The organism is Sphingopyxis fribergensis (assembly GCF_000803645.1).
Lineage (GTDB): Bacteria > Pseudomonadota > Alphaproteobacteria > Sphingomonadales > Sphingomonadaceae > Sphingopyxis > Sphingopyxis fribergensis.
Genome location: NZ_CP009122.1, coordinates 3,569,372 through 3,592,356, shown reverse-complemented (window position 1 = coordinate 3,592,356; position 22,985 = coordinate 3,569,372). Strand labels below are relative to the sequence as shown.

The window sequence follows — 22,985 nt, the reverse complement described above, 5'->3', positions numbered from 1 at the left end:
GTTGACCTTACGGAGACTGCCATGACTGCGCCGCAGACGATAACGGGGGCGCGCGCAGCCCTCTATCTTCGGGTCTCGACGGCTCGGCAGGCGGAGCATGATGTGTCAATCCCCGACCAGCGGCGACAGGGCGAAGGCTGGTGCGCGGCGCGCGGGTACAAGGTTGTCGATACCTATGTTGAATCGGGCGCCTCGGCGACGAATGATCGTCGCCCCGAGTTCCAGAGGCTGATCGAAGCCGGGACATCGAAACCGGCGCCGTTCGACCTCGTGGTCGTCCACAGCTTCTCGCGCTTCTTCCGCGATCATTTCGAGCTGGAGTTCTATATCCGCAAGCTCGCCAAGAATGGCGTGAAGCTCGTCTCCATCACGCAAGAGATGGGCGACGATCCGATGCACGTCATGATGCGCCAGATCATGGCGCTGTTCGACGAGTATCAGTCCAAGGAGACCGCCAAGCATGTGCTGCGCGCCATGCGCGAGAACGCACGGCAAGGCTTCTGGAACGGCTCGCTGCCGCCGATCGGCTATCGGGTGGTCGCCGCCGAACAGCGCGGCGCCAAGGTCAAGAAGCGGCTGGAGATTGACCCCTTCCATGCCGAGACCGTGCGGACCATCTTCCGCCTCGCATTGCAGGGTGACGGCACTTCGGGGTCGATGGGCGTCAAAGCCATCGCCGCTTGGCTCAACGAGAGGTCCATTCGCACCCGCGACGGCGGACGTTGGGGTCTTGGTGCGGTCCACCAGATTCTCACCCGCTCGACCTATACCGGGCGACACGAGTTCAACCGGCGGGGCAAGGACCGGAAGCTAAAGCCGAAGTCTGAGGCCGTCGTCGTCGATGTCCCCCCGATCATCGCACAGGAGACGTTTGAAGCGGTGCAGGCGCACATGCAGGCTCGCAATCCCAAAAAGGTGCCGCCCCGCGTCGTAAGCGGCCCCACGCTGCTTACCGGCCTCATTCATTGCGCCAAGTGCGGCGGAGCAATGACGATCCGTACCGGCAAGGGCGGACTGTATCGTTACTATGCCTGCTCGACCAAGGCGCGGCAGGGGCCGACCGCTTGTGACGGCATGAGCGTTCCAATGGAAAAGCTGGACGATCTGGTTGCGAGCCATCTGGAAACGCGGCTGCTGCAACCCGACCGGCTGGAACGCCTCCTTTCGGCCATTCTAGATCGGCGGCAGGAGCAGGCGGTTCGTAAGCGCACCCACGTCGCGGAGCTGAACAAGCGGGCGACCGAAACCGATTTGCGGCTCAAGCGCCTCTATGACGCAATCGAGAACGGTGTTGCCGACGTGGAAGACCCGGACCTTAAGGAGCGCATCGCCACGCTCAAGGCGACACGCGATCAGGCAAAGGCTGACGCCGAACGGGTGACGGCCTTACTCGGCGCTACGGGCCGAAAGTCGATAGCACCTGATATGCTGGCGAAGTTCGCCAGCGTCGCGCGCGAGCGGATGCGGGTAGAAGGCGGCGGCTATCGGCGCGATCATATCCGCGCGCTTGCACAGCGCGTTGAGGTCGATGTTGGCGAGGTTCGGATTCTCGGCTCGAAAAGCAATCTGCTGCAAGCGCTGATTGCGGGGGCCACCGAAACAAAGCCGGGCGTCGTGCCCAGCTTTGTTCCGAAGTGGTGCGCCCGGCAGGATTCGAACCTGCGACCACCCGCTTAGAAGGCGGGTGCTCTATCCAGCTGAGCTACGGGCGCGCAGAGGCTCTTGCGTCGCGCCGCGAATAGCGTGGTTTGCGGAGGCTGCAAAGCGGGTTAAGCAGCGATCCGATGTCCGAATCGCCTCCCCCGACAAACCAGCCGGTCCAGGTCAACGCGGCGAGCGTGCGCCATTTCCGTTATTACGACCTGCTGATGGCCGCCTTTGTCGCCATCCTGCTGCTGTCGAACATCATCGGCGCGTCGAAACCGAGCTACGTCACGCTGCCGAACGGGACCCAATGGGCGTTCGGCGCCGGCGTCCTCTTTTTCCCGATCAGCTATATCATCGGCGACGTGCTGACCGAGGTTTATGGCTATGCGCGCGCGCGACGGGTGATCTGGACGGGGTTCGCGGCGCTCGCCTTCATGGCGTTCATGGCATGGATCGTCGTCGCGCTACCGCCCGCCGACGGATGGCCGGGGCAGGCGAGCTATGAATTCGTCTTTGGCAACAGCTGGCGCATCGTCATCGCGTCGATGACCGCCTTTTGCGTGGGCGAATTCGCCAATAGCTATGTCCTCGCGCGCATGAAGCTGTGGACCGGCGGCAAGAAATTATGGGCGCGGACGATCGGGTCGACGGTCGTCGGCCAGGGTCTCGACAGCCTGATTTTCTACCCGCTCGCCTTTTACGGCCTTGCCGGCTGGCCGCCCGAACAGCTTTATGAGGTCGTGCTGTCGCAATGGCTGATCAAGACCGCGTGGGAAGCCGCGCTGACCCCCGTCACCTATGCCGTGGTCGGCGCGCTCAAACGGCGCGAGGGGGTCGATGTGTTCGACGAAGGCACCGACTTCAATCCGTTCGGCACCAGGGTTTAATCCGATGACATTGATCGAGCTTGCCGCGCTGTTTACCGAACAGAAAAGCTGGCTGGTGGCCTACACCCAGCTCGGCAAGGACGCGCTGCACGTCTATTTCGGGATGGCGCTGTTCCTCACCGTCCGGCTCCTGTGGCGGCGGCGCGGCGGTTGGCTGGCGGCGTGGTTCGCGGTCCTCGTCATGGCGTGCGGCGGCGAATGGCTCGACGTGACGGCCGAGGTCAGTCGCGCGGCGGTGCAGCCCGACGCCGCGCATTGGCATGACATCTGGAACACGATGTTCTGGCCGACGATGCTGCTGATCGTGGGCCAGTGGCTCCAGCCCCGGGCGCGGCCCAGCGCCCACGCCGACGCCGATGCCTCAGGCGAGGACGCCGAGCGCCGCCTCGAACAGGCGTAGCCCGTCGGTGCCGCCATGCGCGCGATCGATCGCGCGTTCGGGGTGCGGCATCATGCCAAGCACATTGCCCGCATCATTCAGCACACCCGCGATGTCGCGCGCCGACCCGTTGACGCTGTCGGCATAGCGGAACGCGACGCGCCCCTCGCCCTCGATCCGGTCGAGCGTTTCGGCGTCGGCGAAATAATTGCCGTCGTGATGCGCGACGGGGACGTTGATCGTCTCGCCCGCATCATAGCTCGCGGTGAACAGCGACTGGCTGTTCTCGACCTTCAGCGGCACGGTGCGGCACACGAAGTTGAGCCCGGCGTTGCGCATCAAGGCGCCCGGAAGCAACTGCGCCTCGGTCAGCACCTGGAAGCCATTGCACACGCCAAGCACGGGAACGCCGCGGCCCGCGGCGTCCGAAACCGCGCGCAGGATCGGCGACCGCGCCGCCATCGCGCCCGAGCGGAGGTAATCGCCGTAGGAGAAGCCGCCGGGGAGCGCGATGAAGTCGATGCCTTCGGGCAGTTCGGTCTCACGGTGCCACACCATCGCTGGTGCGCGGCCGGTAACCTGTTCGAGCGCGACAGCCATGTCGCGGTCGCAATTGGAGCCCGGAAAGACGATGACTGCGGTCTTCATGGCTACGGCTCCCTTTACGGACGTTCGATGCGGTAGTTTTCGATCACCGTGTTGGCGAGCAGCTTGGCGCACATGGCGTCGAGATCGGCATCGCTGGTGCCGTCGGCAACGTCGAGTTCGATGAAGCGGCCCGCGCGAACGTCGGCGACGCCCCCGAAACCGAGACCCTCGAGCGCATGATGGATCGCCTTGCCCTGCGGGTCGAGCACCCCCGGCTTGAGCGTCACATAGACATTCACTTTCATGGGAACGGACCTTTGCGCGAGGAAGGGCGGGAAGATGGGCGCGCCTATGCCCGCGAATCACTTTGGGGGCAAGGGGCGGGCACGCGCAGCGCCGATGAAAAATAACGCTGTTCGGACTGCGAACCAATCGCATCTTTCCTGTTGCGAATCCCTCGCACTATCCCTAGATAGGTCTTGTTGAGAAGGATTCGCACATGGTCGTCTGTGTCTGCAACGCAATAAGAGAGAGCCAACTGCGCGATGTCGCGCGCGACGGCCAATTGCGGTGCGCCAAGGCCGCCTATGCGCAACTGGGTCGCAAACCCAAGTGCGGACAGTGCCTGCCTTTCGCTCGCAATATCATCAGCGACGTCGCCGCGACCGCCTGATTTTTATTGGTTTTCCGCCATTTTTGACCTTGGCCTGATGGGCTTGAGGCGCGTATAATGTGCCCATCCCATTCCAACGAAAAAATGACAGGAAGACACCATGAAGGGCGACGAAAAGGTCATCGATTTCCTCAATGAGGCGCTCAAGAACGAGCTGACCGCGATAAACCAATATTGGCTGCACTATCGCATGCTCGACAATTGGGGCGTCGCGCGCCTCGCCAAGTTCGAGCGCGAAGAGTCGATCGACGAGATGAAGCATGCCGACCAATTGGCCGACCGCATCCTCTTCCTCGGCGGCCTCCCCAATTTCCAGATGCTCGGACGCCTCCGCGTCGGCGAGACGGTCGAGGAAATCCTGAAAGCTGACCTCGCGCTCGAAGAAGAAGCGATCCCGCTGCTCAAAGACGCGATGGCGCACAGCGAAAGCGTGCGCGACTATGTCAGCCGCGACCTGTTCGGGTCGATCCTCGAAAGCGAAGAACATCATGTCGACGAGCTGGAAAAGCAGTTCGAGATGATCGAGCGCATGGGAATCGAAAATTACATCCAGCTCCAGTCGAAGCCTGCGGGCGACGATTAACCCCTTTTTCTCGCCATTCCCGCGAAAGCACGAACCCAGCGAGGCAGCTTGACGGCGAGTCTAGATGCGGCGTCCACACGCAAAGGAATGAAGACTGGGTTCCCGCTTTCGCGGGAATGACGAAACCGAGCAAAAACCAAGGTTTTCAGGGGCGCTTTCGGGCGCCTCTTTTTTTGCTTGTATTTGCGACTAATTCTCAATAGCACAGCAAGGCAGTCCCCTCCTGCCGGCCGCTGCATCTTAAAGCTGCGCTTTAAAGCGGCCGGCATCTTTTTCGAAAATGAGGAAGCGGCGGACTGCACGGACCGGGAGAGATAATAATCATGCAAAGCAGCGAGCTGATCCACCAACTCACCGACCAGCCGCTGGTGCGCGATCTCTCGGTCGAGGCGGCGCAGGCGGTGCTTGCGCTGCGCTATTGCATCCTCTGCCGGCGCGGCGAACGCGACCCGATGCCCGAACTCGAACGCCGCTGGGGCAACATCCTCGCGGCGCGGCGTTACCGGCTGGTCGTGGAGGCGATAGGCCATATGTGGCCCGAACCCTTTGCCGTCGCCCCGCCCTGCTGCCCGCGCGTAAGCTTCGACGAGGCGCTGCTCGCCGCGATCGTCGGCGCGGCCTCGCGCCGCGACCGCGTCCATTTCGACTGGCTGACTGCCGAAATGCTCGGCAGCGACGCGCGCGAGATGCTGTTCGTCGCGCTCGAGAATTTCATTCGAGCAAGGGCGCCGAGGCGGGTTTAGGCTACGACCGTTTTGGGGTGGTGAGCGGACGTAGCCCTCTCCCCTTCAGGGGAGAGGGTTGGGAGAGGGGGCGGAAGTAGTTCGAGCCCCTCTCAACTGCGGCTAGCCGGTAAAACCGGCAAGCCTTCTTATCTCTCCCCTGAAGGGGAGAGAGCAAATCCTTCAACGGCCGCTTCTGGTCGAAAGCTGCCGTTTCCAATGCTAACGGGAGAAAGCGTGCCGCAGCTCCCCGCCTCACGCTCCCCGCCTCACGCACCCCGTCCCAAACGCTCGCCAAGGAAATCGACGAACACCCGCACCCGCGCCGGGGTGTTCGCGCCGCCCGCGAATACCGCGTGGATCGCCTCGACATCGCCCGGATTATAGTCCTCCAGAATCGGCATGAGTGCGCCGCTCGCGATTTCGTCGGCGATGCTGAACGCGCCGACGCGCGCGATGCCGACCCCCGCGGCGGCAAGCTGCCCCAGCGTCTCGCCATTGTTCGCCTCGATATTGCCCTCGACCGGCAGCGCATATTCGCGTCCCCCGTCGCGGAACGGCCAGGTCGGCTCGGCGCGGCGGAAATTGAAGTTCAGGCAGTTGTGGCTGTGCAGATCCTCGGGCACGCGCGGCGTGCCATTCGCCGCCAGATAGGCGGGCGAAGCGACGATCACGCGGCGGCTCTCGCCCAGCTTGCGCGCGGTGAGCAGGCTGTCGGCGAGCGGACCGAACCGGATCGCGACATCGGCCTGTCCCGCGGCCAGGTCGACCAGCCGGTCGGCAAGGCTGATGTCGACAAGGATATGCGGATAAAGGCGCACGAACTCGCCCAGCAAGGGCACGATGGTCAGCCGCCCATGCGCCTGCGCCGCGCTGACGCGCAGCCGCCCGCGCGGCGCGCCCTGGTCGGCGATCGCCTGTTCGGCGTCGCCGAGGTCCGCAAGGATGCGCCGCGCGGCGCGCAGATAGGCCTCGCCCTCTGCGGTCAACGTCAGCGCGCGCGTCGAGCGGAGCAGCAGCCGCACACCCAGCCGCGCCTCGATCCGGTCGATCGTGCGGCTGACCGCCGATGGGGTGAGCCCGAGACAGCGGCCCGCAGCGGAAAAACTGCCCTCCGCGATCGTCGCGGCGAAAACCTCCATCGATCGCGCGCGGTCGCCGCCATTTTCCATCTTTGCGTTCATTTCAAAAATCCTTCGCCTTTACCGGCGCTACTCCGCCTATTGCGGCGAGTCCATCTATGCGTTCAACGCAAGCGAAAGGGTGGAATATGGAATATCGTCAACTGGGTTCGTCGGGGATGCGCGTTCCGGCCTTGAGTTTCGGGACCGGCACCTTCGGCGGCCAGGGGCCGCTGTTCAGCGCCTGGGGCACAACCGACGCCGCCGAGGCGCGCCGCCTGATCGACATCAGCCTCGACGCCGGGGTCACGCTGTTCGACACCGCCGACGTCTATTCGAACGGCGCATCAGAGGCGATCCTCGGCGAGGCGATCAAGGGGCGCCGTGGCGCCGTGCTCATCTCGACCAAGACCGGCCTGCCGATGGGCGACGGGCCGCAGGATTGGGGCGCCTCGCGCTCGCGCCTGATCCGCGCGGTCGAGGATGCGCTTCGCCGCCTTGGCACCGACCATATCGACCTGCTGCAGCTCCACGCCTTCGACGCCTCGACCCCGGTCGACGAATTGATGGATACGCTCGGGGCGCTCGTCGCTGCGGGCAAGCTGCGCTACGCCGGCGTCTCCAACTATCCGGGCTGGCAGCTGATGAAGGCGCAAGCCGCCGCCGATCGCCTCGGTACGCCGCGTCTCGTCGCGCATCAGGTCTATTATTCGCTGATCGGCCGCGCCTATGAAGCGGACCTGATGCCGCTCGCCGCCGATCAGGGCGTCGGAGCGCTGGTGTGGAGCCCGCTCGGCTGGGGCCGCCTCACCGGCAAGATCGGGCGCGACCGTCCGGCCCCGGCGGGCAGCCGCCTCCATGAAACCGAACAGTTCGCGCCGCCCGTTGCCGACGAATTGCTCTACCGCGTGATCGACGCACTCGAAGCCGTCGCGGCCGGAACCGGCAAGACGGTGCCGCAGGTCGCGATCAACTGGCTGCTCCGGCGCCCCACCGTGTCGTCGGTAATCATCGGCGCGCGCAACGAGGAGCAGCTACGGCAGAATCTCGGCGCGATCGGCTGGGCCCTGACCGCCGAGCAAGTGGCCGCGCTCGATGCCGCGAGCGACGTCCTGCCGCCCTATCCGCACACGCCGTACCGGCAGCAGGCGGGGTTCGCTCGTCTGAACCCGCCGCTCGTCTGATCGGAAGACCCGACATGAAAATCAACTTTCCTCTCCTCGCGCTCGCGACGGGGGCTTTCGGCATCGGCATCACCGAATTCGCGCCGATGGGCTTGCTGCCCGACATGGCCGAAGGGCTGGGCGTGTCGATCCCCGCCGCGGGGCTGCTCGTTTCAGCCTATGCGCTCGGCGTGATGCTCGGCGCGCCGCTGATGACGCTCACCACCGCGCGGATGAACCGCCGGACCTTGCTGATCGGCCTGATGGCGATCTTCACGCTCGGCAATTTCCTTTCCGCCATCGCGGACGACTATGCGACTTTGATGGCCGCGCGCGTCATTACCTCGCTCAACCACGGCGCGTTCTTCGGCGTCGGTTCGGTCGTCGCGGCGAGCCTTGTCGCGCCCGAAAGGCGTGCGAGCGCGGTCGCGGCGATGTTCATGGGGCTGACGCTCGCCAATGTCATCGGCGTCCCGCTCGCGCCATGGGTCGGCGAGACATTCGGCTGGCGCACCGCCTTCGGCATCATCGCGATCTGGGGCCTCATCACCATGGCAGCGCTTCGTTTCGCGCTTCCCGACATCGGCCGCGACGCGGGTGGCAACATACTCGCCGAACTCGGCGTGCTGAAGCGCCGCGAGGTGCTGATCGCGCTTGCGCTCACCGCGATCGGTTCGTCGGCGATGTTCACCGTCTTCACCTATATCGCGCCGATCCTGACCGAAGCGACGGGGGCAGGGACATTGTTCGTGACCGCGATGCTGGTGATCTACGGGCTTGGTCTCACCGCCGGCAACTGGCTCGGCGGGGTCTTCGCCGACCGCTCGATCGACCGCACGCTGATCGTCTCACTCGCGGCGCTCGCCGCGCTGCTGCTGCTGTTCGCCGGGACCATGTACTCGCCCATCGCGGCGGCGGTCACGATTTTCCTGTGGGGCATCGCGACCTTCGCCATCGTCCCGCCGCTCCAGATGCGCGTGATGGAGGCGGCGTCGGATGCGCCCAACCTCGCCTCGGCGGTCAATATCGGCGCGTTCAACCTCGGCAATGCGATCGGCGCCGCGGTCGGCGGCGGGGTGATCGGTCTCGGCCTCGGTTTTCCCGCGGTATCGATGGCGGGCGCGGTGATGGCGCTTGCCGGTCTCGGCATCGTGCTCGCATCGCGCGCGCAAAAATCTTCGTCGCTCGCCGGGGCCTGACGATTGCCATTTCGGCGGCGGGGCCTATGCAATCGACGGCATGAAAACCGACATCCTCGCTGTCCTCCTTGGCAAGGTCCGTCCCTTCCGCGGTGACGACGAACCGAGCGCCATCGGCAAGCTGCCGGTGGCGCATCCGGTCGCCGTCGGTCCGATGGGCCTGGCGGGCGACGAGCAGGCCGACCGGACGGTGCATGGCGGCGTCGACAAGGCGATCCACCATTACCCCGCCGATCATTATGACTGGTGGCGCGAATATCTCGGCGATGCCCCGTTGCTCGATGCGCCCGGCGCGTTCGGCGAGAATATCTCCACATCCGGCCTCGACGAGCAGAATATCTTTCTCGGCGACCGCTTCCGCCTCGGCACCGCGCTCGTCGAAGTGACGCAGGCGCGCCAGCCATGCTGGAAGCTCAACCATCGCTTCGGGGCGAAGGGGGTGATGGCGGGCGTGGTCAAATCGCGGCGGACGGGCTGGTATTATCGCGTGCTCGAACCGGGCGAGGTGCGGGCGGGCGACACGCTCGACCTCGTCGAACGGCCCTATCCCGAATGGCCGCTCGCGTCGCTGTTCGGGCTCCTGATCGGCGGCGAAGCGAAGGATCGTCCCGCCGAGCTTCGCGCGCTCCGCGATGTTCCCGTGCTCGCCGAAAGCTGGAAGGTCCGCCGCGCCAAACTCGCCGAACAGTTCGGCGCGGATTAGGCGGTCTTTCGGGTGAACGACGACATCAGGCGGGTGCGGGCTGGGCGGCGGGGCGCCTTGCGTGAAGCCAGGCGGCGAGCCGCGCCACCTCCTCGGCGGTAAAGTGCAGCCCCAGCTTGCTCCGCCGCCACAAAATATCGTCGGTGGTGCGCGCCCATTCCCGGTCAGCCATCCACTGCACTTCGGCGGCGCTCAGCCCATGCGCAATTTCGCCGCCCAGCGCGTCCCAATTCTCTGCCTTGCCAAGCCACTCGCGCGCATCGGTGCCATAGGCCTTGACGATGCGATCGACCGTCGCGGCGGACAGGAAGGGGTGAGCGAGCTTATATTCGGCCTTCAACGCCGCGGCACCGTCGGTCGCGAAATCGCCGCCGGGTAGCGGCGCCTTCGCGGTCCAGTGCTTTGCCGAGAGCGCCGGGACATGATCGACCAGGTCATCGACCGCCGCTTCTGCGACATGGCGATAGCTGGTGATCTTGCCGCCATAGATGGTGAGCAAGGGCGCGCCTTCGGCCAGGTCGAGGTCGATGCGGTATCCGCGCGTCGCGGCTTCGGGGCGGCCCGATCCGTCCTCGACCAACGGCCGCACCCCCGAATAGGTCCAGATGACATCGGCGGGGGTGATGGGGGTGCGGAAATAAAGGCTCGCCCCCTCGCACAGATAAGCGATTTCCTCCGCGCTCGCCTTCGCCTCGCTCGCCGGGCCTTCATGATCCTGGTCGGTCGTGCCGATCAGCGTGAAATCGCGCTCATAGGGAATGGCGAAGAAGATGCGCCCGTCGGGCAATTGGAAGAAATAGGCGTATTCGTGCTCGAACAGCTTTCGCACGACGATATGCGACCCGCGCACCAGCCGCATCTGGTGGTCGGGTTCGGCATCGGCGCGCTTCAGCAGGTCGAGCACCGCCGGCCCCGCGGCATTGACGATGCTGCGCCCGGTAAAGCGATATTGGTGTCCCTGGTCGTCCACTGCATCGACGATCCACAGGCCATCCTCGCAGCGCAGCATTTCGGCGCGGGTGCGGGTGCGGACCCTTGCGCCATGATCTGCGGCATCGCGCGCGTTGAGCGCGACCAGCCGCGCGTCATCGACCCAGCCGTCCGAATATTCGAATCCGTGGACATATTGCGGCTGTAGCGGTCCGCCCGCGGCATGGTGGCGCAGATCGACCGAACGCGTCGCGGGCAGCTTTTTCCGCCCGCCGATATGGTCGTAGAGAAACAGGCCGAGCCGCAGCAGCCAGCGCGGGCGAAGCCCGTCGCGATGGGGAAGAACAAAGCGCAACGGCCAGATGATGTGTGGCGCAATGCGCCACAGCACCTCGCGTTCCTTCAGCGCTTCGCGGACGAGCCCGAATTCATAATGTTCGAGATAGCGCAGCCCGCCGTGGATCAGCTTGGTCGATTTTGACGACGTGCCTTCGGCCAAGTCGTTCGCTTCGATCAACAGGACGCGCGCGCCGCGCCCCGCCGCGTCGCGTGCGACGCCTGCGCCGTTGACGCCGCCGCCGACGACGATGACATCATAGGGTGCGGGGCTTTCCGACATCGCGAAATCCTATGGCAGCGTTGTCGGATTTGCCAAGAGCCGACATCGTATGCGGCTTACGTATGCGCGTTGCATTCGCGGGGCGCATCCTCCAATTCTGCACATGTTATCCAAGGGGACGATTGTGAGCGTGAAAGTCGAAACATTGGTGCTGTTCGGCGCGACGGGCGACCTCGCGCAGCGCATGCTCTTTCCCTCGCTCTACAATCTCCACCTCGACGGGTTGCTCGCCGATGCACTGACGATCATCGGATCGGGGCGTTCGAAAATGGACCGCGCGGCATTCCAGCAGCAGGTCCGGGCGGCGCTGACCGAACATCTGCCCGCCGACCGCATCGAAGAGACGGGCGTCGTCGCCTTCCTCGATCGCATCGATTATTGCGCGATCGATGCCGGCAAGGGCACGGGCTATGACGAACTCGCGGCGCTGCTCGGCGACCGGATGGGCCGCCCGATCGGCGTCTACCTCTCGACCCCGCCGTCGATGTTCGGCCCGATCGCGCAGGGACTGAAGGCCGCGAACATCGCCTGCGCCGAATGCCGCATCGCGATGGAAAAGCCGATCGGCCACGATCTCGCGTCGTCGCGCGAGGTGAACGCAGAGGTCGGCGACGCCTTTGCCGAAGACCGCGTGTTCCGCATCGACCATTATCTCGGAAAGGAAACGGTCCAGAATCTGCTCGCGCTCCGCTTTGCCAACATGTTGTTCGAACCGTTGTGGAATGCGCAGGCGATCGATCATGTCCAGATCACCGTCGCCGAAACCGTCGGCCTCGAAGGCCGCGTCTCCTATTATGACGGCGTTGGCGCGCTCAAGGACATGGTGCAGAACCATATGCTCCAGCTTCTCGCGATCATCGCGATGGAACCGCCGGCGAGCGTGTCGTCGACCGCGGTGCGCGATGAGAAGGTCAAGCTGCTGCGGAGCTTGCGGAAGCTGACCGCCGCCGACGTGAAGGCGCATAGCGTCAAGGGCCAATATAGCAGCGGCGCGGTCAATGGCGGCGCGGTCGCGGGCTACGCTGACGAACTCGGTCAGCCGTCGAACACCGAGACGTTCGTTGCGATCAAGGCCTATATCGACAATTGGCGCTGGAAGGGCGTGCCCTTTTACCTGCGCACCGGCAAAAGGATGCCCGAGCGCAAGTCCGAGGTGCTGATCCAGTTCAAGCCGGTGCCGCACAATATCTTCGCGCGCGTTGGCGCGGGCAAACTCGATGCGAACGCCATGATCATCAACCTGCAGCCCGAGGAGAATATCCGGGTCAAGGTGATGGCGAAGCAGCCGGGGCTAGACCGCGACGGCGTGAAGCTGAAAGAGGTGACGATGGACGTCTCGCTCTCGCACAGCTTTGCGGGCGAGCGGAGACGGATTGCGTACGAGCGCCTGCTGCTCGATTTCATCGAGGGCGACCAGACCTTGTTCGTCCGCCGCGACGAGGTCGAGGCGCAGTGGCAGTGGATCGACTCGATCCGCGACGCTTGGGGCCAGGTCGACATGGCGCCGCAAAATTACACCGCGGGAAGCTGGGGCCCGTCGAGCGCCGTCGCGCTGATCGAACGCGACGGAGCGAGCTGGCATGATTGAGCCCCCCCCAAACCTTTTCCCCTTGGGGGAGAAGGATACGAAGCCTTGGCGCGAAGCGACTAGGCGCAGTTGGATGAGGGTCTCCGCCGCTGCTTTCTCCTCTGCCGTTCACTCCCTCACCCAGCTTCGACTAGCGAGCAAGCTCGCAAGTCTACGCATCCCTCTCCCCCAAGGGGAGAGGGTTTTGGAATTGTCATGACCGATCTTAACCCCACCATCGCCGCCGTTACCGACCGCATCATCGAGCGCAGTCGGCCGCGCCGCGCCGCTTATCTCGACCTGATGGACCGCCAGCGCGAAGCCGGCACCAATCGCGGCAATCTGTCGTGCGGCAACCTTGCGCATGGCTTTGCCGCATCGGGCGACGACAAGTCCGTCATCCGCACTGGCGCGGCGATGAACATCGGCATCGTCACCAGCTATAACGACATGCTTTCGGCGCATCAGCCCTATGGCCGCTACCCCGAACAGATCAAACTCTTTGCGCGCGAAGTCGGCGCGACCGCGCAGGTCGCGGGCGGCGTTCCGGCAATGTGCGACGGCGTGACGCAGGGGCAGGCGGGCATGGACCTGTCTTTGTTCAGCCGCGACAATATCGCGCAGGGCACGGTGATCGCGCTCAGCCATGCGATGTTCGAGAGCGCGTTGCTGCTCGGCATTTGCGACAAGATCGTCCCCGGCCTGCTGATCGGCGCGCTGCGTTTCGGCCATCTGCCGCAGATATTGATCCCCGCCGGGCCGATGCCCTCGGGCCTCGCGAACAAGGAAAAGCAGCGCATCCGCCAGCTTTATGCAGAGGGCAAGGCCACCCGCGACGAGCTGCTCGAGGCCGAGGCCGCGAGTTATCACGGCGCGGGCACCTGCACCTTCTATGGCACCGCGAACAGCAACCAGATGATGATGGAGCTGATGGGGCTGCACATCCCCGGTAGTGCTTTCACCAACCCCGGCACCAAGCTGCGCCAGGAATTGACCCGCGCTGCGACGCATCGCGTGGCGCAGATCGGATGGGACGGCGACGATTATCGTCCGCTCGCGCGCTGCGTCGACGAGAAGGCGATCGTCAACGCCGCGATCGGCCTGCTCGCGACGGGTGGCTCGACCAACCATACGATCCACCTGCCCGCAATTGCGCGCGCCGCGGGGATCATCATCGACTGGCAGGATTTCGACGAACTCAGCCGCGCGGTGCCGCTGCTCGCGCGCGTCTATCCCAACGGCGCGGGCGACGTGAACAATTTCCACGCCGCAGGCGGGATCGGCTATGTCGTGCGCGAATTGCTGGGCGCGGGCCTGCTGCACGGCGATGTGCTCACGGTCGGCGGGACGATGGCCGATTATGCGTCGGAGCCCGTGCTCGTCGACGACACCATCCACTGGCAACGCGCCCCCGCGGAAAGCCGCGACGACAATATGCTGCGCCCGGTCGCCGCACCTTTTTCGCCCGACGGCGGGATGCGTCTGCTCGCCGGCAACCTCGGCCGCGCAATCATCAAGACGAGCGCAGTCGCCGAGGATCGCTGGACGATCGAGGCGCCGTGCCGGATCTTCGACGATCAGAATCAGGTGCTCACCGCGTTCAAGGCGGGCGAGCTTGAGCGCGACGTCGTCGTCGTCGTCCGCTTCCAGGGCCCGCGCGCCAATGGCATGCCCGAACTGCACAAACTGACCCCGGCCTTGGGCGTGCTGCAGGACAAGGGTTTCCGCGTCGCGCTGCTTACTGACGGCCGCATGTCGGGCGCGAGCGGCAAAGTGCCCGCCGTGATCCATCTGTCGCCCGAGGCGCTTCCCGGCACCGACGGTGCCAGCGGCCCGCTCGCGTTTCTCGTCGATGGCGACATCGTCCGCGTCTGCGCGCTCAAGGGCGAGGTGCTGGCGCTCGTCGATCCCGCCATCTGGGCCGCGCGCAGTCCCGCCGTCGCCCCGCCGCCCGCGCTCGGCGTCGGCCGCGAACTTTTCGCGCTGTTCCGCCATCACGCCGACGAAGCCGAAAAGGGCGGGTCGGCCGTTCTTGCTGCCATGGAGTCCGTCATTTGAGCCAGTCCATCGACCAGATCATGGCGCTAGCGCCCGTCATCCCGGTGATCGTCATCGACCGGGTCGAGGATGCGGTGCCGATGGCCGAAGCGCTCGTTGCGGGCGGGCTGACGGTGCTCGAGGTGACGTTGCGCACCCCCGCCGCGCTCGACGCCATCACCGCCATGAAGAGCGTCAAGGGCGCCGTCGTCGGCGCGGGCACCGTGCTCGATCCCGCGATGCTCAATGGCGCCATCGCTGCGGGCGCCGAATTCATCGTTTCGCCCGGCCTTACCGACAATCTCGGCAAGGCGGCGGTCGCAAGCGGCATCCCCTTCCTTCCCGGCACCGCCAACGCCGGCGACATCATGCGCGGAATGGACCTCGGCCTCGACCGCTTCAAATTCTTCCCCGCGGCGACCAGCGGCGGCATTCCGGCGCTCAAGGCGCTCGCCGGACCCTTCGGCCAGGCGCGTTTCTGCCCCACCGGCGGCATCAGCCTCGCGACCGCGCCCGACTGGCTCGCGCTCGAAGCGGTGCGCTGCGTCGGCGGCAGCTGGGTCGTCCCGTCGGGCCCGCTCGACCCCGTTAAAATCGAGACACTGGCGCGCGAGGCGGCTGCGCTTACAGCATAAAAGCGCCGCGTGTCCCCGCGAAGGCGGGGACCCATCTCCTGTTGGTTCAAGATGGCGGCCACCGGAGATGGGCTCCCGCCTTCGCGGGAGCACACTGCTTTTTCCGCGACGAAGAGGCCGATTTCCCGCCATTGATTAACCCCATTTTACCTGTCATCGTGCAGGGATAAGGCGGCAACATAGCCGTTGGTGGGGAGACAGGCGTGCCGAGGCCGCAACCGCATTTGGACGAAGTTCTGGCATCGGAGCCGGGATCGCATATCGCCGCGCTGTTCGATTTCGACGGCACGATCATCTCGGGCTATTCCGCCACCGCAATGCTGCGCGAGAAATTCCAGCGCCGCGAAATGTCGGTCGAGGAAATCGCCGAAACTGCGCAGGTCATCGCGCAGCACAGCCTGGGCACCATCGGCTTCTCCGGGCTGATGTCGGGCGCCGCCAAATTCATGAAGGGCGTCGACGAACAAAGCTTCATCGACTTCGGCGAAGAGCTCTACAAAAAGCATATCGCGCGCAAAATCTATCCCGAAACCCGCGCGATCATCGAGGCGCATCAGGCCAAGGGCCACCGCGTCGCGATCATCTCGTCGGCGACGATCTACCAGATCGAACCGACCGCGCGCGACCTTGGCATCACCGACATCAAATGCTCGGCGTACGAGATCGAGGATGGCGTTTTCACCGGCGAGATCATCCGCCCGCTCTGCTTTGGCGAGGGCAAGGTGCTCGCCGCCGAGGAACTCGCCGCCGAATATGGCCTCGATCTCGACCAGAGCTTTTTCTATTCGGACAGCGACGACGATATCGAACTGCTCGAACGCGTCGGCAAACCGCGCCCGCTCAACCCGAACCTCAAGCTGAAAGCGATTGCCGACGAACATGGCTGGCCGGTGCAGCGCTTCGGCAGCCGCGGCACGCCGTCATGGGTCGATTATACCCGCACCATCTATGCCACCGGCTCGCTCGTCGGCGCCTTTGCTGCGGGGCTGCCGATCTGGGCGCTGACCCGCTCGCAGCGCGAAGCGGCCAATTTCTCGATCGGCCTGTTCGGCGATTTCGCGACCGCGATCACCGGGGTCGAGCTCGAGGTCGAGGACGAAAAGCATCTCTGGTCGTCGCGCCCCTGCGTCTTCATCTTCAACCACCAGAGCAAGGCCGACGTGATGATCCTCGCCAAGCTCATCCGGCGCGACATGGGCGGGGTGGGCAAGAAGGAGATCAAGGATATCCCCATCCTCGGCAAGCTGATGGAATGGGGCGGCACCGTCTTCGTCGACCGCGCCGACGGCAAGAGCGCGATCAAGGCGATGGAACCGCTGGTCGATGCGATCAGGGAAGAGGGCAAGTCGATCTGCATTTCGCCCGAAGGCACGCGCAGCCTGACGCCAAAGCTCGAGCCTTTCAAAAAGGGCGCGTTCCACCTCGCGATGCAGGCGGGGGTGCCGATCGTTCCGATCGTGATCCATAATGCGACCGACGTCGCGCCGAAAAATGAGTTTGTGATGCGCCCCGCGACGGTGCGCGTCACCGTGCTGCCGCCGGTCGACACGTCGAAATGGAGCCCAAGGACGATCAACAACCACGTCCGCGACGTCCGCAACATGTTCCTGCGCACGCTCGGCCAGCCTGAGGAGAGTGTCGCGGAGTCAGTGGCGAAGGAATCTGCGCCGGAGGTAAAGCCCGAGACGCCAAAAGCCGCACCGGCCAAAAAGTCCGCTGCCAAAAAAGCCCCGACGAAAAAGGCATCGCCTAAGAAGTCGACCAAAAAATCACCCAAGGCATGATGATCGCACACCGTCCTCCAAACCCCGTTCGCATCGAGCGAAGTCGAGATACCTATCGACCACGCGCTGGCCATCGGGGTGTCTCGACTTCGCTCGACATGAACGGGTCTCTGGCGGGGCGTTATTGAACAGTGGCCGACGGAACCGCCCGCACCCCCATCATGAAGGAGGACGCGGCCGATCGGCTCTACATCATCGACGCGCGCAACGGGGTCGAGCGGAAGCTGCTGCTCGACTGGGTCCATGCCACGTCCGGCGACAACGAGCCGCAATGGGCGAGCCTCGCGATCGAGGACGACGACCATGCCCTCCCGCTCGAAACCCTCCGTGCCCGCCTCGACGGGGCGCCGTCGCGGCAGGTGGTGCCGCTGCGCGTCGCGTGGCGCATCCCGGGGTTCGAGCGCGATCGCGCGCTCAAGTTCCGCCACATCATATTCGGCGATCCGCGCCACCCCGGCTCGCTTCGCTCGCGGCTGATCCTGCTCCGCGACCGCCGTCGCGCGCAGATTTTGGTCGGCGAGGCGGCGACGCTCGATGCACTCCGCAACCGTTTCTGCCGCCAGACCGGCGGCGGCGACGGCGAGGGAACCGACAGCCCCGAATTCGCGGGCTTCGTCGCGCGGCAGGCGGGGCTTGCGCTCGACGTCGCCGAACGCGGCATCCGCGGCACGCGCTACAAGGTGCCGCGCTTCGTCGCCGATGGCCTCCGCACCAGCCCCAAATTCCGCGCCGCGCTCGCCGAACTGTCCGACTCGACGGGGCGCCCTGTCGCCGAGCTTTTCCGCGAAGCGCGGCCGTTGATGAAGGAGGTCATCGCGCGGCCCAGCGCACTTTTCCTCGATCTGCGCGCCCGGCTCGATCGCATGATGTTCGGCGGCTACGCGCCCGAGATGGAGGTCGACGCCGCCGAACTCGCGCGGCTGCGTGCGATCCTCCGCGAACATCCGACCGCGATCCTCTTCACCCACAAAACCTATATCGACGGCGCCACCCCCAGCCGCCTCACATATGAAAACGACATGCCGATGCTGCACAGCTTCGGCGGCGCCAATCTCGACTTTGCGGTGATGGGCGAATTTTTCCGCCGCTCGGGGATGATCTTCATCCGCCGCAGCTTTCAGGACCAGCCGGTCTACAAGCTCGTGCTGCGCCACTATATCGCCTGGCTGCTCGCCAAGCGCTTCCCCTTGAGCTGGGCGTTCGAGGGCACACGCTCGCGCCTCGGCAAGCTGATGCCGCCCAAATATGGCCTGATGAAATATGTCCTCGACGCGGCGCATGCGACCGGCACGCGCGACGTGCATTTTGTGCCCTTCGTCACCAGTTTCGACCTGATCCGCGACGTCGAGGAATATGCCGCCGAACAGACCGGCCGCAGCAAGAAGCCCGAGAGCCTGTCGTGGTTCCTCGGCTATATGAAGAGCCTGAAGGAACCCTCGGGCCGCATCCGCCTCGATATCGGCAACCCCGTGGTGATCGACGAGGCCCCCGGCCCCGACGACAAGCGCGCGCTCGAAAAAATCGCCTTCGCGGTCGCGGTCGAGGCGAACCGCGTCACCCCGCTGACCGTCACCTCGGTCATGTGCCTGATCCTGCTCGGCATGGCGCCACGCGGCGCGACCTCGGCCGAATTGCTCGGCGCGATCGGCGCGGTGGCCGACTGGGCCCGCGTGCGCGGCATCCGGCTCAGCAGCGAACTCGAAAGCGGCGACGGTAGCGCGCTGTCCGGCACCGTCGACACGCTGGTCACCAGCGGGTTGCTCGCGCGCTACGAGGCGGGCAGCGAGACCATCTATTCAATCGATCCCGCCAAGCATCCGATGGCGAGCTATTATCGCAACATCATCGCGCATCATTTCCTCGACCGCGCGATGGTCGAGCTTGCGCTGTTCGATCTGCGCGACGCCGACAGCGGCGATGCGACCGCCGCTTTCTGGGCCAGGATCGATCGCCTCCGCGACCTGTTCAAATTCGAATTTTTCTATCCGCCGCGCGACGAACATCGCGCCGCCATCGAGGCCGAACTGACGCGCATCGACCCCGTATGGGATCGCCGATTGGCAAGCGGCGACCGCGGCATCGCGCAAATGCTGCGCCGCTGCCAGCCGGTTGTCGGCCACGCGATCCTGCTGCCGTTTGCGGAGGCCTATTCGGTCGTCGCCGACCTGCTCGCGCGCGCCAAGCCGAGCGAAGCGGTCGATGACAAGGCGCTGGAGGGCGCCGCACTCACCGAGGGCAAGCAAGCCTATCTGCTCCGCCGGATCAGCAGCGAGGCGTCGATCGGCAAATTGCTCTTTGCCAACGGTCTGTCGCTGATGCGCCACATGGGGCTGGCCGACGACGCGACGCCCGACATCCTCGCCGCGCGCCGCGCGCTGCTGATGGAACTACGCGGGTGGGCGAACGTGATGGAAACGATGCGACTGTCGACGGTGGCGCTGGCGGACCGGCTGCCATCAGCGGGTGAGCAGCTATGATTCCCTCTCGTTCGTCATTCCCGCAAAAGCGGGAACCCAGCGAGCAAACGTGGCGACTGGGTTCCCGCTTTCGCGGGAATGACGAATTAGTTCATGATTTCAGAGGATAGGCCAAATGCTCAAACAGCTCAGCGCACAGGACGCCCAGTTCCTCTACACCCAGACCGCGAATAATCTGACGCACATCATGGGGGTCTATATCTACGACCCCTCGACCGCGCCGGGCGGCTTCGTGCGGTTCAAGGACATTATCCGCCACGTCGAGAGCCGCGTCGACACGTCGCCCGTATTCAAACGCCGCCTCCACCGCCTGCCGTTCGACATGGACCATCCCTATTGGGTCGAGGACGAGCATTTCGATGTCGAGGCGCATATGAGCCATGCGCGCCTGCCCGAACCCGGCGACTGGCGGCAGTTCTGTATCGCGGTCGCGCGCTATTTCTCGAAGCCGATGGATATGAACCGCCCGCTCTGGGACATTTATATCATCGAGGGGCTCGACCGCATCCCGGGCATCCCAAAGGGCAGCTTCGCGATGCTCCACCGCGTCCACCACGCCGCGGTCGATGGCGCGTCGGGGGCGCACGCGTTTATCGCGATGAGCGACATCGATGCCAAGGGCACGCCCGCGATTGCCGAACCGCCGCCGGTCGAAGACCTGGGCAAGGCGCCGTCGAGCAGCGAAACCCTCTCGCGTGCCTGGTCGGCTTCGATGCAGTCGCCGGTCAAGTTCATGAACGCGCTGATGAAAATGTCCCCCGCGATCATCTCGTCGGCGCGCAAGTCGATTGCCGAGGGCGGAATGACTGCGGGGGTTCCCGAAACGCGCTTCAACGTGCCGGTGGGCCCGCACAAGATGTTCGACGCGACGACGGTCGCGCTCGCCGATGTCGCCGAAATCCGCAAGAAGGTGCCCGGCGCCACGGTCAATGACGTCGTCCTGACCACCGTCGGCGGCGCGCTGCGCAAATATCTCGCGAAGCACAAGGAATTGCCAAAGGACAGCCTCGTTGCGATCGCGCCGATCAATTTGCGCGGGAAGGGCGGAAAGGCGTCGAAGCCGGGCAATCAGGTGTCAGCGATGAGCGTCCCGATCCGCACCGACATCGCCGATCCGCTCGCACGGCTCGCGGCGGTTCGCGATTACACGGTCGAAGCAAAGGAAGCGAAGGCCGGCGTCAGCGCACGCATCATGACCGACCTGTCGCAACATATCCCGGGCGCGACGATGGCGGCGGTCGCGCGGCTTGTCACCAGCGAGCGTTTCGCGGTGCGCGGGACCAATCTCTTCATCTCCAACGTGCCGGGCGCACAGGTGCCGCTCTATCTCGCGGGGGCGCAGCTCGTGCAGCAGCATGGCATGGCGCCGCTCGCGAACAATATGGGACTGTTCGTCGCGACCCCCAGCTACAACGGCCGGATTGCCTTCTCGCTCATCTCCGAACGCGCGGTGATGCCCGACATCGCCTTTTTCCGCGAATGTATCGAGGAAAGTTTCGCCGACCTGATGGCCGCGACGCCGAAACCCGAAAAGCCGAAAGCCGTCACGGCAAAGCCGAAAGCGGCGGCCAAACCCAGGACAGCTTCTAAACCGGTCGCCAAGCCAAAGGCAAAGCCGAAAGCGGCAGCGAAGGGCAACAAGAAGTCCTCCTCTTCGTCATCCCGGACTTGATCCGGGATCCATTCCAGCGCCGGCGTCATGGATCCCGGATCAAGTCCGGGATGACGACAGGGGGGAAGGCCAATGTCAAAACAGTTGCCAAAGACAACGCAACCGGCAAGACTCGGAAAAAATAAACCATGCTCTCGCAGGATTACCGAATGCTTTTCACCCCGACGCTCAGCGCCGACCGCGACCTTGTAACCGCACCCGATTATGCCGCATGGGCCAAGGCGGCGCGCGAACATGACAAAAAATCGGGATTGCAGGCGTGGCGCGACGCCGACGAGAGCAAGCATTTCGATTATAAGGCGATCCGCGCGCGGCTCGAAAAGCTGCGCAAGCTGTCGGCCGCGGGTGACGTCAAGGGGCTGCTCTTCGTGCTCAACGAAGGCATCCACGGCAATATTGACGGCATGGGCCACGAGCGATTGTACCAAAAGGCGCGTTTCGGCACCAAGAAGCTGATCGAGGATTATGTCGCCGAGGTCGTCGCGTCGCTCGACAAGATTGCGACCGCGCGCAGCATCACCCGCGACGAAAAGCGCGACTTCTTCCGCCGCGCGCAACATTGCTACGGCCGCTCGGCGCTGCTGCTCTCGGGCTCGGGCAGCTTCCTCTTCTTCCACATCGGCGTCGTGAAGGCGCTTTGGGAAGAGGGCGTGTTGCCCGCGATCATGTCGGGCGCCAGCGGCGGGTCGATCGTCGCCGCGGTCGTCTGCACGCGCAAGAATGCCGACATCGGCGCCTTCCTCGAAAGCGGGCGCCTCGCCAACCCCAGCCGAAATCCCGATCAAAAGCGCTTGGCGCCCGACGAGGTGCGCGACCGCCTCGCCGACCTGATCCCCGATCTGACCTTTCAGGAAGCCTATGAGATCAGCGGCCGCCACCTCAACGTCTCGGTCGCGCCCGCCGAAAAACATCAGAACGGCCGCTTGCTCAATGCGATCACCGCGCCGAACGTCCTGATCCGCGAAGCCGTTCTCGCGTCGTGCGCGGTACCCGGCGTCTTTCCGCCGGTGATGCTAATGGCGCGCGACGACAAGGGCGAGCGCATCCCCTACCAGCCCGACCGCCGCTGGGTCGACGGGTCGGTGACGCACGATATTCCGACCAAGCGGCTCGAGCGGCTCTATGGCGTCAACCATCATATCGTCAGCCAAGCGAACCCGATCGCGCTGCCCTTTGCCACCGATACGCGCAAGCAGATGGCGCCGATCGAGGCCATTCAACATGCGTCGATGGCGACCTTCAAGGCGTGGCTCAACGCGAACATGGTCATTTTCCAGAAGCCGCTCGAACTGATCCCGCCGCTCAACAGCCTCGCGAACATGGCGCGTTCGGTGATCAATCAGGAATATACCGGCGACATCAACATCATCCGGCCGCCCAAATTCTGGTCGCCGGCGAAGATCCTGTCCGACCTCGCGCAGGACGATATCGACGAACTGATCGAAACGGGTCAGCGCACCGCTTGGCCCAAGGTCGAAATGGTCCGCACCCAGACCGCGATCAGCCGCGCGCTCGAAGCGATCCTCGCCAAGATCGACAAGACGGGCGACGATGGCCCCGGCCATCGCAGCGCCGCGCTCCAGAAGGCGGTCCGCTGAG

Annotated in this window: 20 protein-coding genes and 1 tRNA gene; 16 read left to right on the top strand and 5 right to left on the bottom strand. The window is 64.8% G+C overall.

Annotated features, from left to right (window positions below; all coding sequences use genetic code 11):
- Positions 1–21: 21 nt before the first annotated feature.
- Positions 22–1,677, top strand: coding sequence for a recombinase family protein (locus tag SKP52_RS24730; RefSeq protein ID WP_052208995.1), 1,656 nt, complete (start codon positions 22–24; stop codon positions 1,675–1,677).
- Here SKP52_RS24730 and SKP52_RS16695 read toward each other — a convergent pair.
- Positions 1,636–1,712, bottom strand: a tRNA-Arg gene (locus SKP52_RS16695). The two genes, SKP52_RS24730 and SKP52_RS16695, sit on opposite strands and share 42 nt — an antisense overlap.
- Positions 1,713–1,784: 72 nt before the next feature.
- On the opposite strand from SKP52_RS16695, the gene SKP52_RS16690 reads away from it, so the two are divergent.
- Both SKP52_RS16690 and SKP52_RS16685 read left to right on the top strand, forming a co-directional pair.
- Positions 1,785–2,534, top strand: coding sequence for a queuosine precursor transporter (locus SKP52_RS16690; protein WP_039576596.1), 750 nt, complete (start codon positions 1,785–1,787; stop codon positions 2,532–2,534).
- A 4-nt stretch (positions 2,535–2,538) separates the two neighbouring features.
- A complete protein-coding gene (locus tag SKP52_RS16685; RefSeq protein ID WP_039576594.1) occupies positions 2,539–2,934 on the top strand; it encodes a hypothetical protein in 396 nt (131 codons plus the stop codon).
- Here SKP52_RS16685 and purQ read toward each other — a convergent pair.
- Both purQ and purS read right to left on the bottom strand, forming a co-directional pair.
- Positions 2,896–3,561, bottom strand: coding sequence for a phosphoribosylformylglycinamidine synthase subunit PurQ (purQ, locus tag SKP52_RS16680; RefSeq protein ID WP_039576593.1), 666 nt, complete (start codon positions 3,559–3,561; stop codon positions 2,896–2,898). The genes SKP52_RS16685 and purQ overlap by 39 nt on opposite strands.
- Before the next feature lie 14 nt (positions 3,562–3,575).
- Positions 3,576–3,806 (bottom strand): phosphoribosylformylglycinamidine synthase subunit PurS, encoded by a 231-nt coding sequence (gene purS, locus SKP52_RS16675; RefSeq protein WP_037513977.1) that lies wholly within the window; start codon positions 3,804–3,806, stop codon positions 3,576–3,578.
- A 194-nt stretch (positions 3,807–4,000) separates the two neighbouring features.
- Here purS and SKP52_RS16670 point away from each other — a divergent pair, with 194 nt between their 5' ends.
- From SKP52_RS16670 to SKP52_RS16660, 3 genes are all read left to right on the top strand, one after another.
- Positions 4,001–4,174, top strand: coding sequence for a (2Fe-2S)-binding protein (locus SKP52_RS16670; RefSeq protein ID WP_037513974.1), 174 nt, complete (start codon positions 4,001–4,003; stop codon positions 4,172–4,174).
- A 100-nt stretch (positions 4,175–4,274) separates the two neighbouring features.
- Complete coding sequence (gene bfr, locus SKP52_RS16665; RefSeq protein WP_039576579.1) at positions 4,275–4,757, top strand: bacterioferritin; 483 nt, start codon at positions 4,275–4,277, stop codon at positions 4,755–4,757.
- A gap of 323 nt (positions 4,758–5,080) precedes the next feature.
- Entirely contained in the window at positions 5,081–5,500 is a 420-nt protein-coding gene (locus SKP52_RS16660) for a hypothetical protein (protein ID WP_039576577.1), read from the top strand.
- A 248-nt stretch (positions 5,501–5,748) separates the two neighbouring features.
- Here the strand turns inward: SKP52_RS16660 and SKP52_RS16655 are convergent, their stop codons facing one another.
- The gene (locus SKP52_RS16655; protein WP_039576575.1) at positions 5,749–6,663 is read right to left on the bottom strand and encodes a LysR substrate-binding domain-containing protein; all 915 of its coding nucleotides are present in this window, start codon (positions 6,661–6,663) and stop codon (positions 5,749–5,751) included.
- A gap of 86 nt (positions 6,664–6,749) precedes the next feature.
- Here SKP52_RS16655 and SKP52_RS16650 point away from each other — a divergent pair, with 86 nt between their 5' ends.
- From SKP52_RS16650 to SKP52_RS16640, 3 genes are read left to right on the top strand one after another with little or no spacing between them, the layout of a single operon-like run.
- On the top strand, positions 6,750–7,784 hold the full coding sequence (locus SKP52_RS16650) for an aldo/keto reductase (RefSeq protein WP_039576574.1): 1,035 nt from the start codon (positions 6,750–6,752) through the stop codon (positions 7,782–7,784).
- A 14-nt stretch (positions 7,785–7,798) separates the two neighbouring features.
- Complete coding sequence (locus tag SKP52_RS16645; RefSeq protein WP_039576567.1) at positions 7,799–8,962, top strand: MFS transporter; 1,164 nt, start codon at positions 7,799–7,801, stop codon at positions 8,960–8,962.
- A 40-nt stretch (positions 8,963–9,002) separates the two neighbouring features.
- Positions 9,003–9,665 carry an MOSC domain-containing protein gene (locus SKP52_RS16640; RefSeq protein ID WP_039576565.1) on the top strand — a complete coding sequence of 221 codons (663 nt, stop codon included), beginning with the start codon at positions 9,003–9,005 and terminating at the stop codon, positions 9,663–9,665.
- Between the two features lie 25 nt (positions 9,666–9,690).
- On the opposite strand, the gene glpD is transcribed toward SKP52_RS16640, so the two are convergent.
- On the bottom strand, positions 9,691–11,214 hold the full coding sequence (gene glpD / locus SKP52_RS16635; RefSeq protein WP_039576563.1) for a glycerol-3-phosphate dehydrogenase: 1,524 nt from the start codon (positions 11,212–11,214) through the stop codon (positions 9,691–9,693).
- Between the two features lie 103 nt (positions 11,215–11,317).
- Between glpD and zwf the strand changes: the two genes are divergently transcribed.
- The 7 genes from zwf to SKP52_RS16600 all read left to right on the top strand — a co-directional run bounded on the left by zwf (position 11,318) and on the right by SKP52_RS16600 (position 22,984).
- Positions 11,318–12,802, top strand: coding sequence for a glucose-6-phosphate dehydrogenase (gene zwf, locus SKP52_RS16630; RefSeq protein ID WP_081997417.1), 1,485 nt, complete (start codon positions 11,318–11,320; stop codon positions 12,800–12,802).
- Positions 12,803–12,997: 195 nt separating this feature from the next.
- The gene (edd, locus tag SKP52_RS16625) at positions 12,998–14,839 is read left to right on the top strand and encodes a phosphogluconate dehydratase (RefSeq protein ID WP_039576561.1); all 1,842 of its coding nucleotides are present in this window, start codon (positions 12,998–13,000) and stop codon (positions 14,837–14,839) included.
- 20 nt (positions 14,840–14,859) lie between these two features.
- On the top strand, positions 14,860–15,453 hold the full coding sequence (eda, locus tag SKP52_RS16620) for a bifunctional 4-hydroxy-2-oxoglutarate aldolase/2-dehydro-3-deoxy-phosphogluconate aldolase (RefSeq protein WP_267128065.1): 594 nt from the start codon (positions 14,860–14,862) through the stop codon (positions 15,451–15,453).
- A gap of 203 nt (positions 15,454–15,656) precedes the next feature.
- Positions 15,657–17,237, top strand: a complete 1,581-nt coding sequence (locus tag SKP52_RS16615; RefSeq protein ID WP_039576557.1) for an HAD-IB family hydrolase — start codon at positions 15,657–15,659, stop codon at positions 17,235–17,237.
- A gap of 131 nt (positions 17,238–17,368) precedes the next feature.
- Entirely contained in the window at positions 17,369–19,714 is a 2,346-nt protein-coding gene (locus SKP52_RS16610) for a glycerol-3-phosphate 1-O-acyltransferase (RefSeq protein ID WP_039576553.1), read from the top strand.
- 115 nt (positions 19,715–19,829) lie between these two features.
- Positions 19,830–21,386 carry a wax ester/triacylglycerol synthase family O-acyltransferase gene (locus tag SKP52_RS16605; protein WP_039576551.1) on the top strand — a complete coding sequence of 519 codons (1,557 nt, stop codon included), beginning with the start codon at positions 19,830–19,832 and terminating at the stop codon, positions 21,384–21,386.
- A gap of 149 nt (positions 21,387–21,535) precedes the next feature.
- On the top strand, positions 21,536–22,984 hold the full coding sequence (locus tag SKP52_RS16600) for a DUF3336 domain-containing protein (RefSeq protein WP_039581409.1): 1,449 nt from the start codon (positions 21,536–21,538) through the stop codon (positions 22,982–22,984).
- Position 22,985 lies beyond the last annotated feature (1 nt).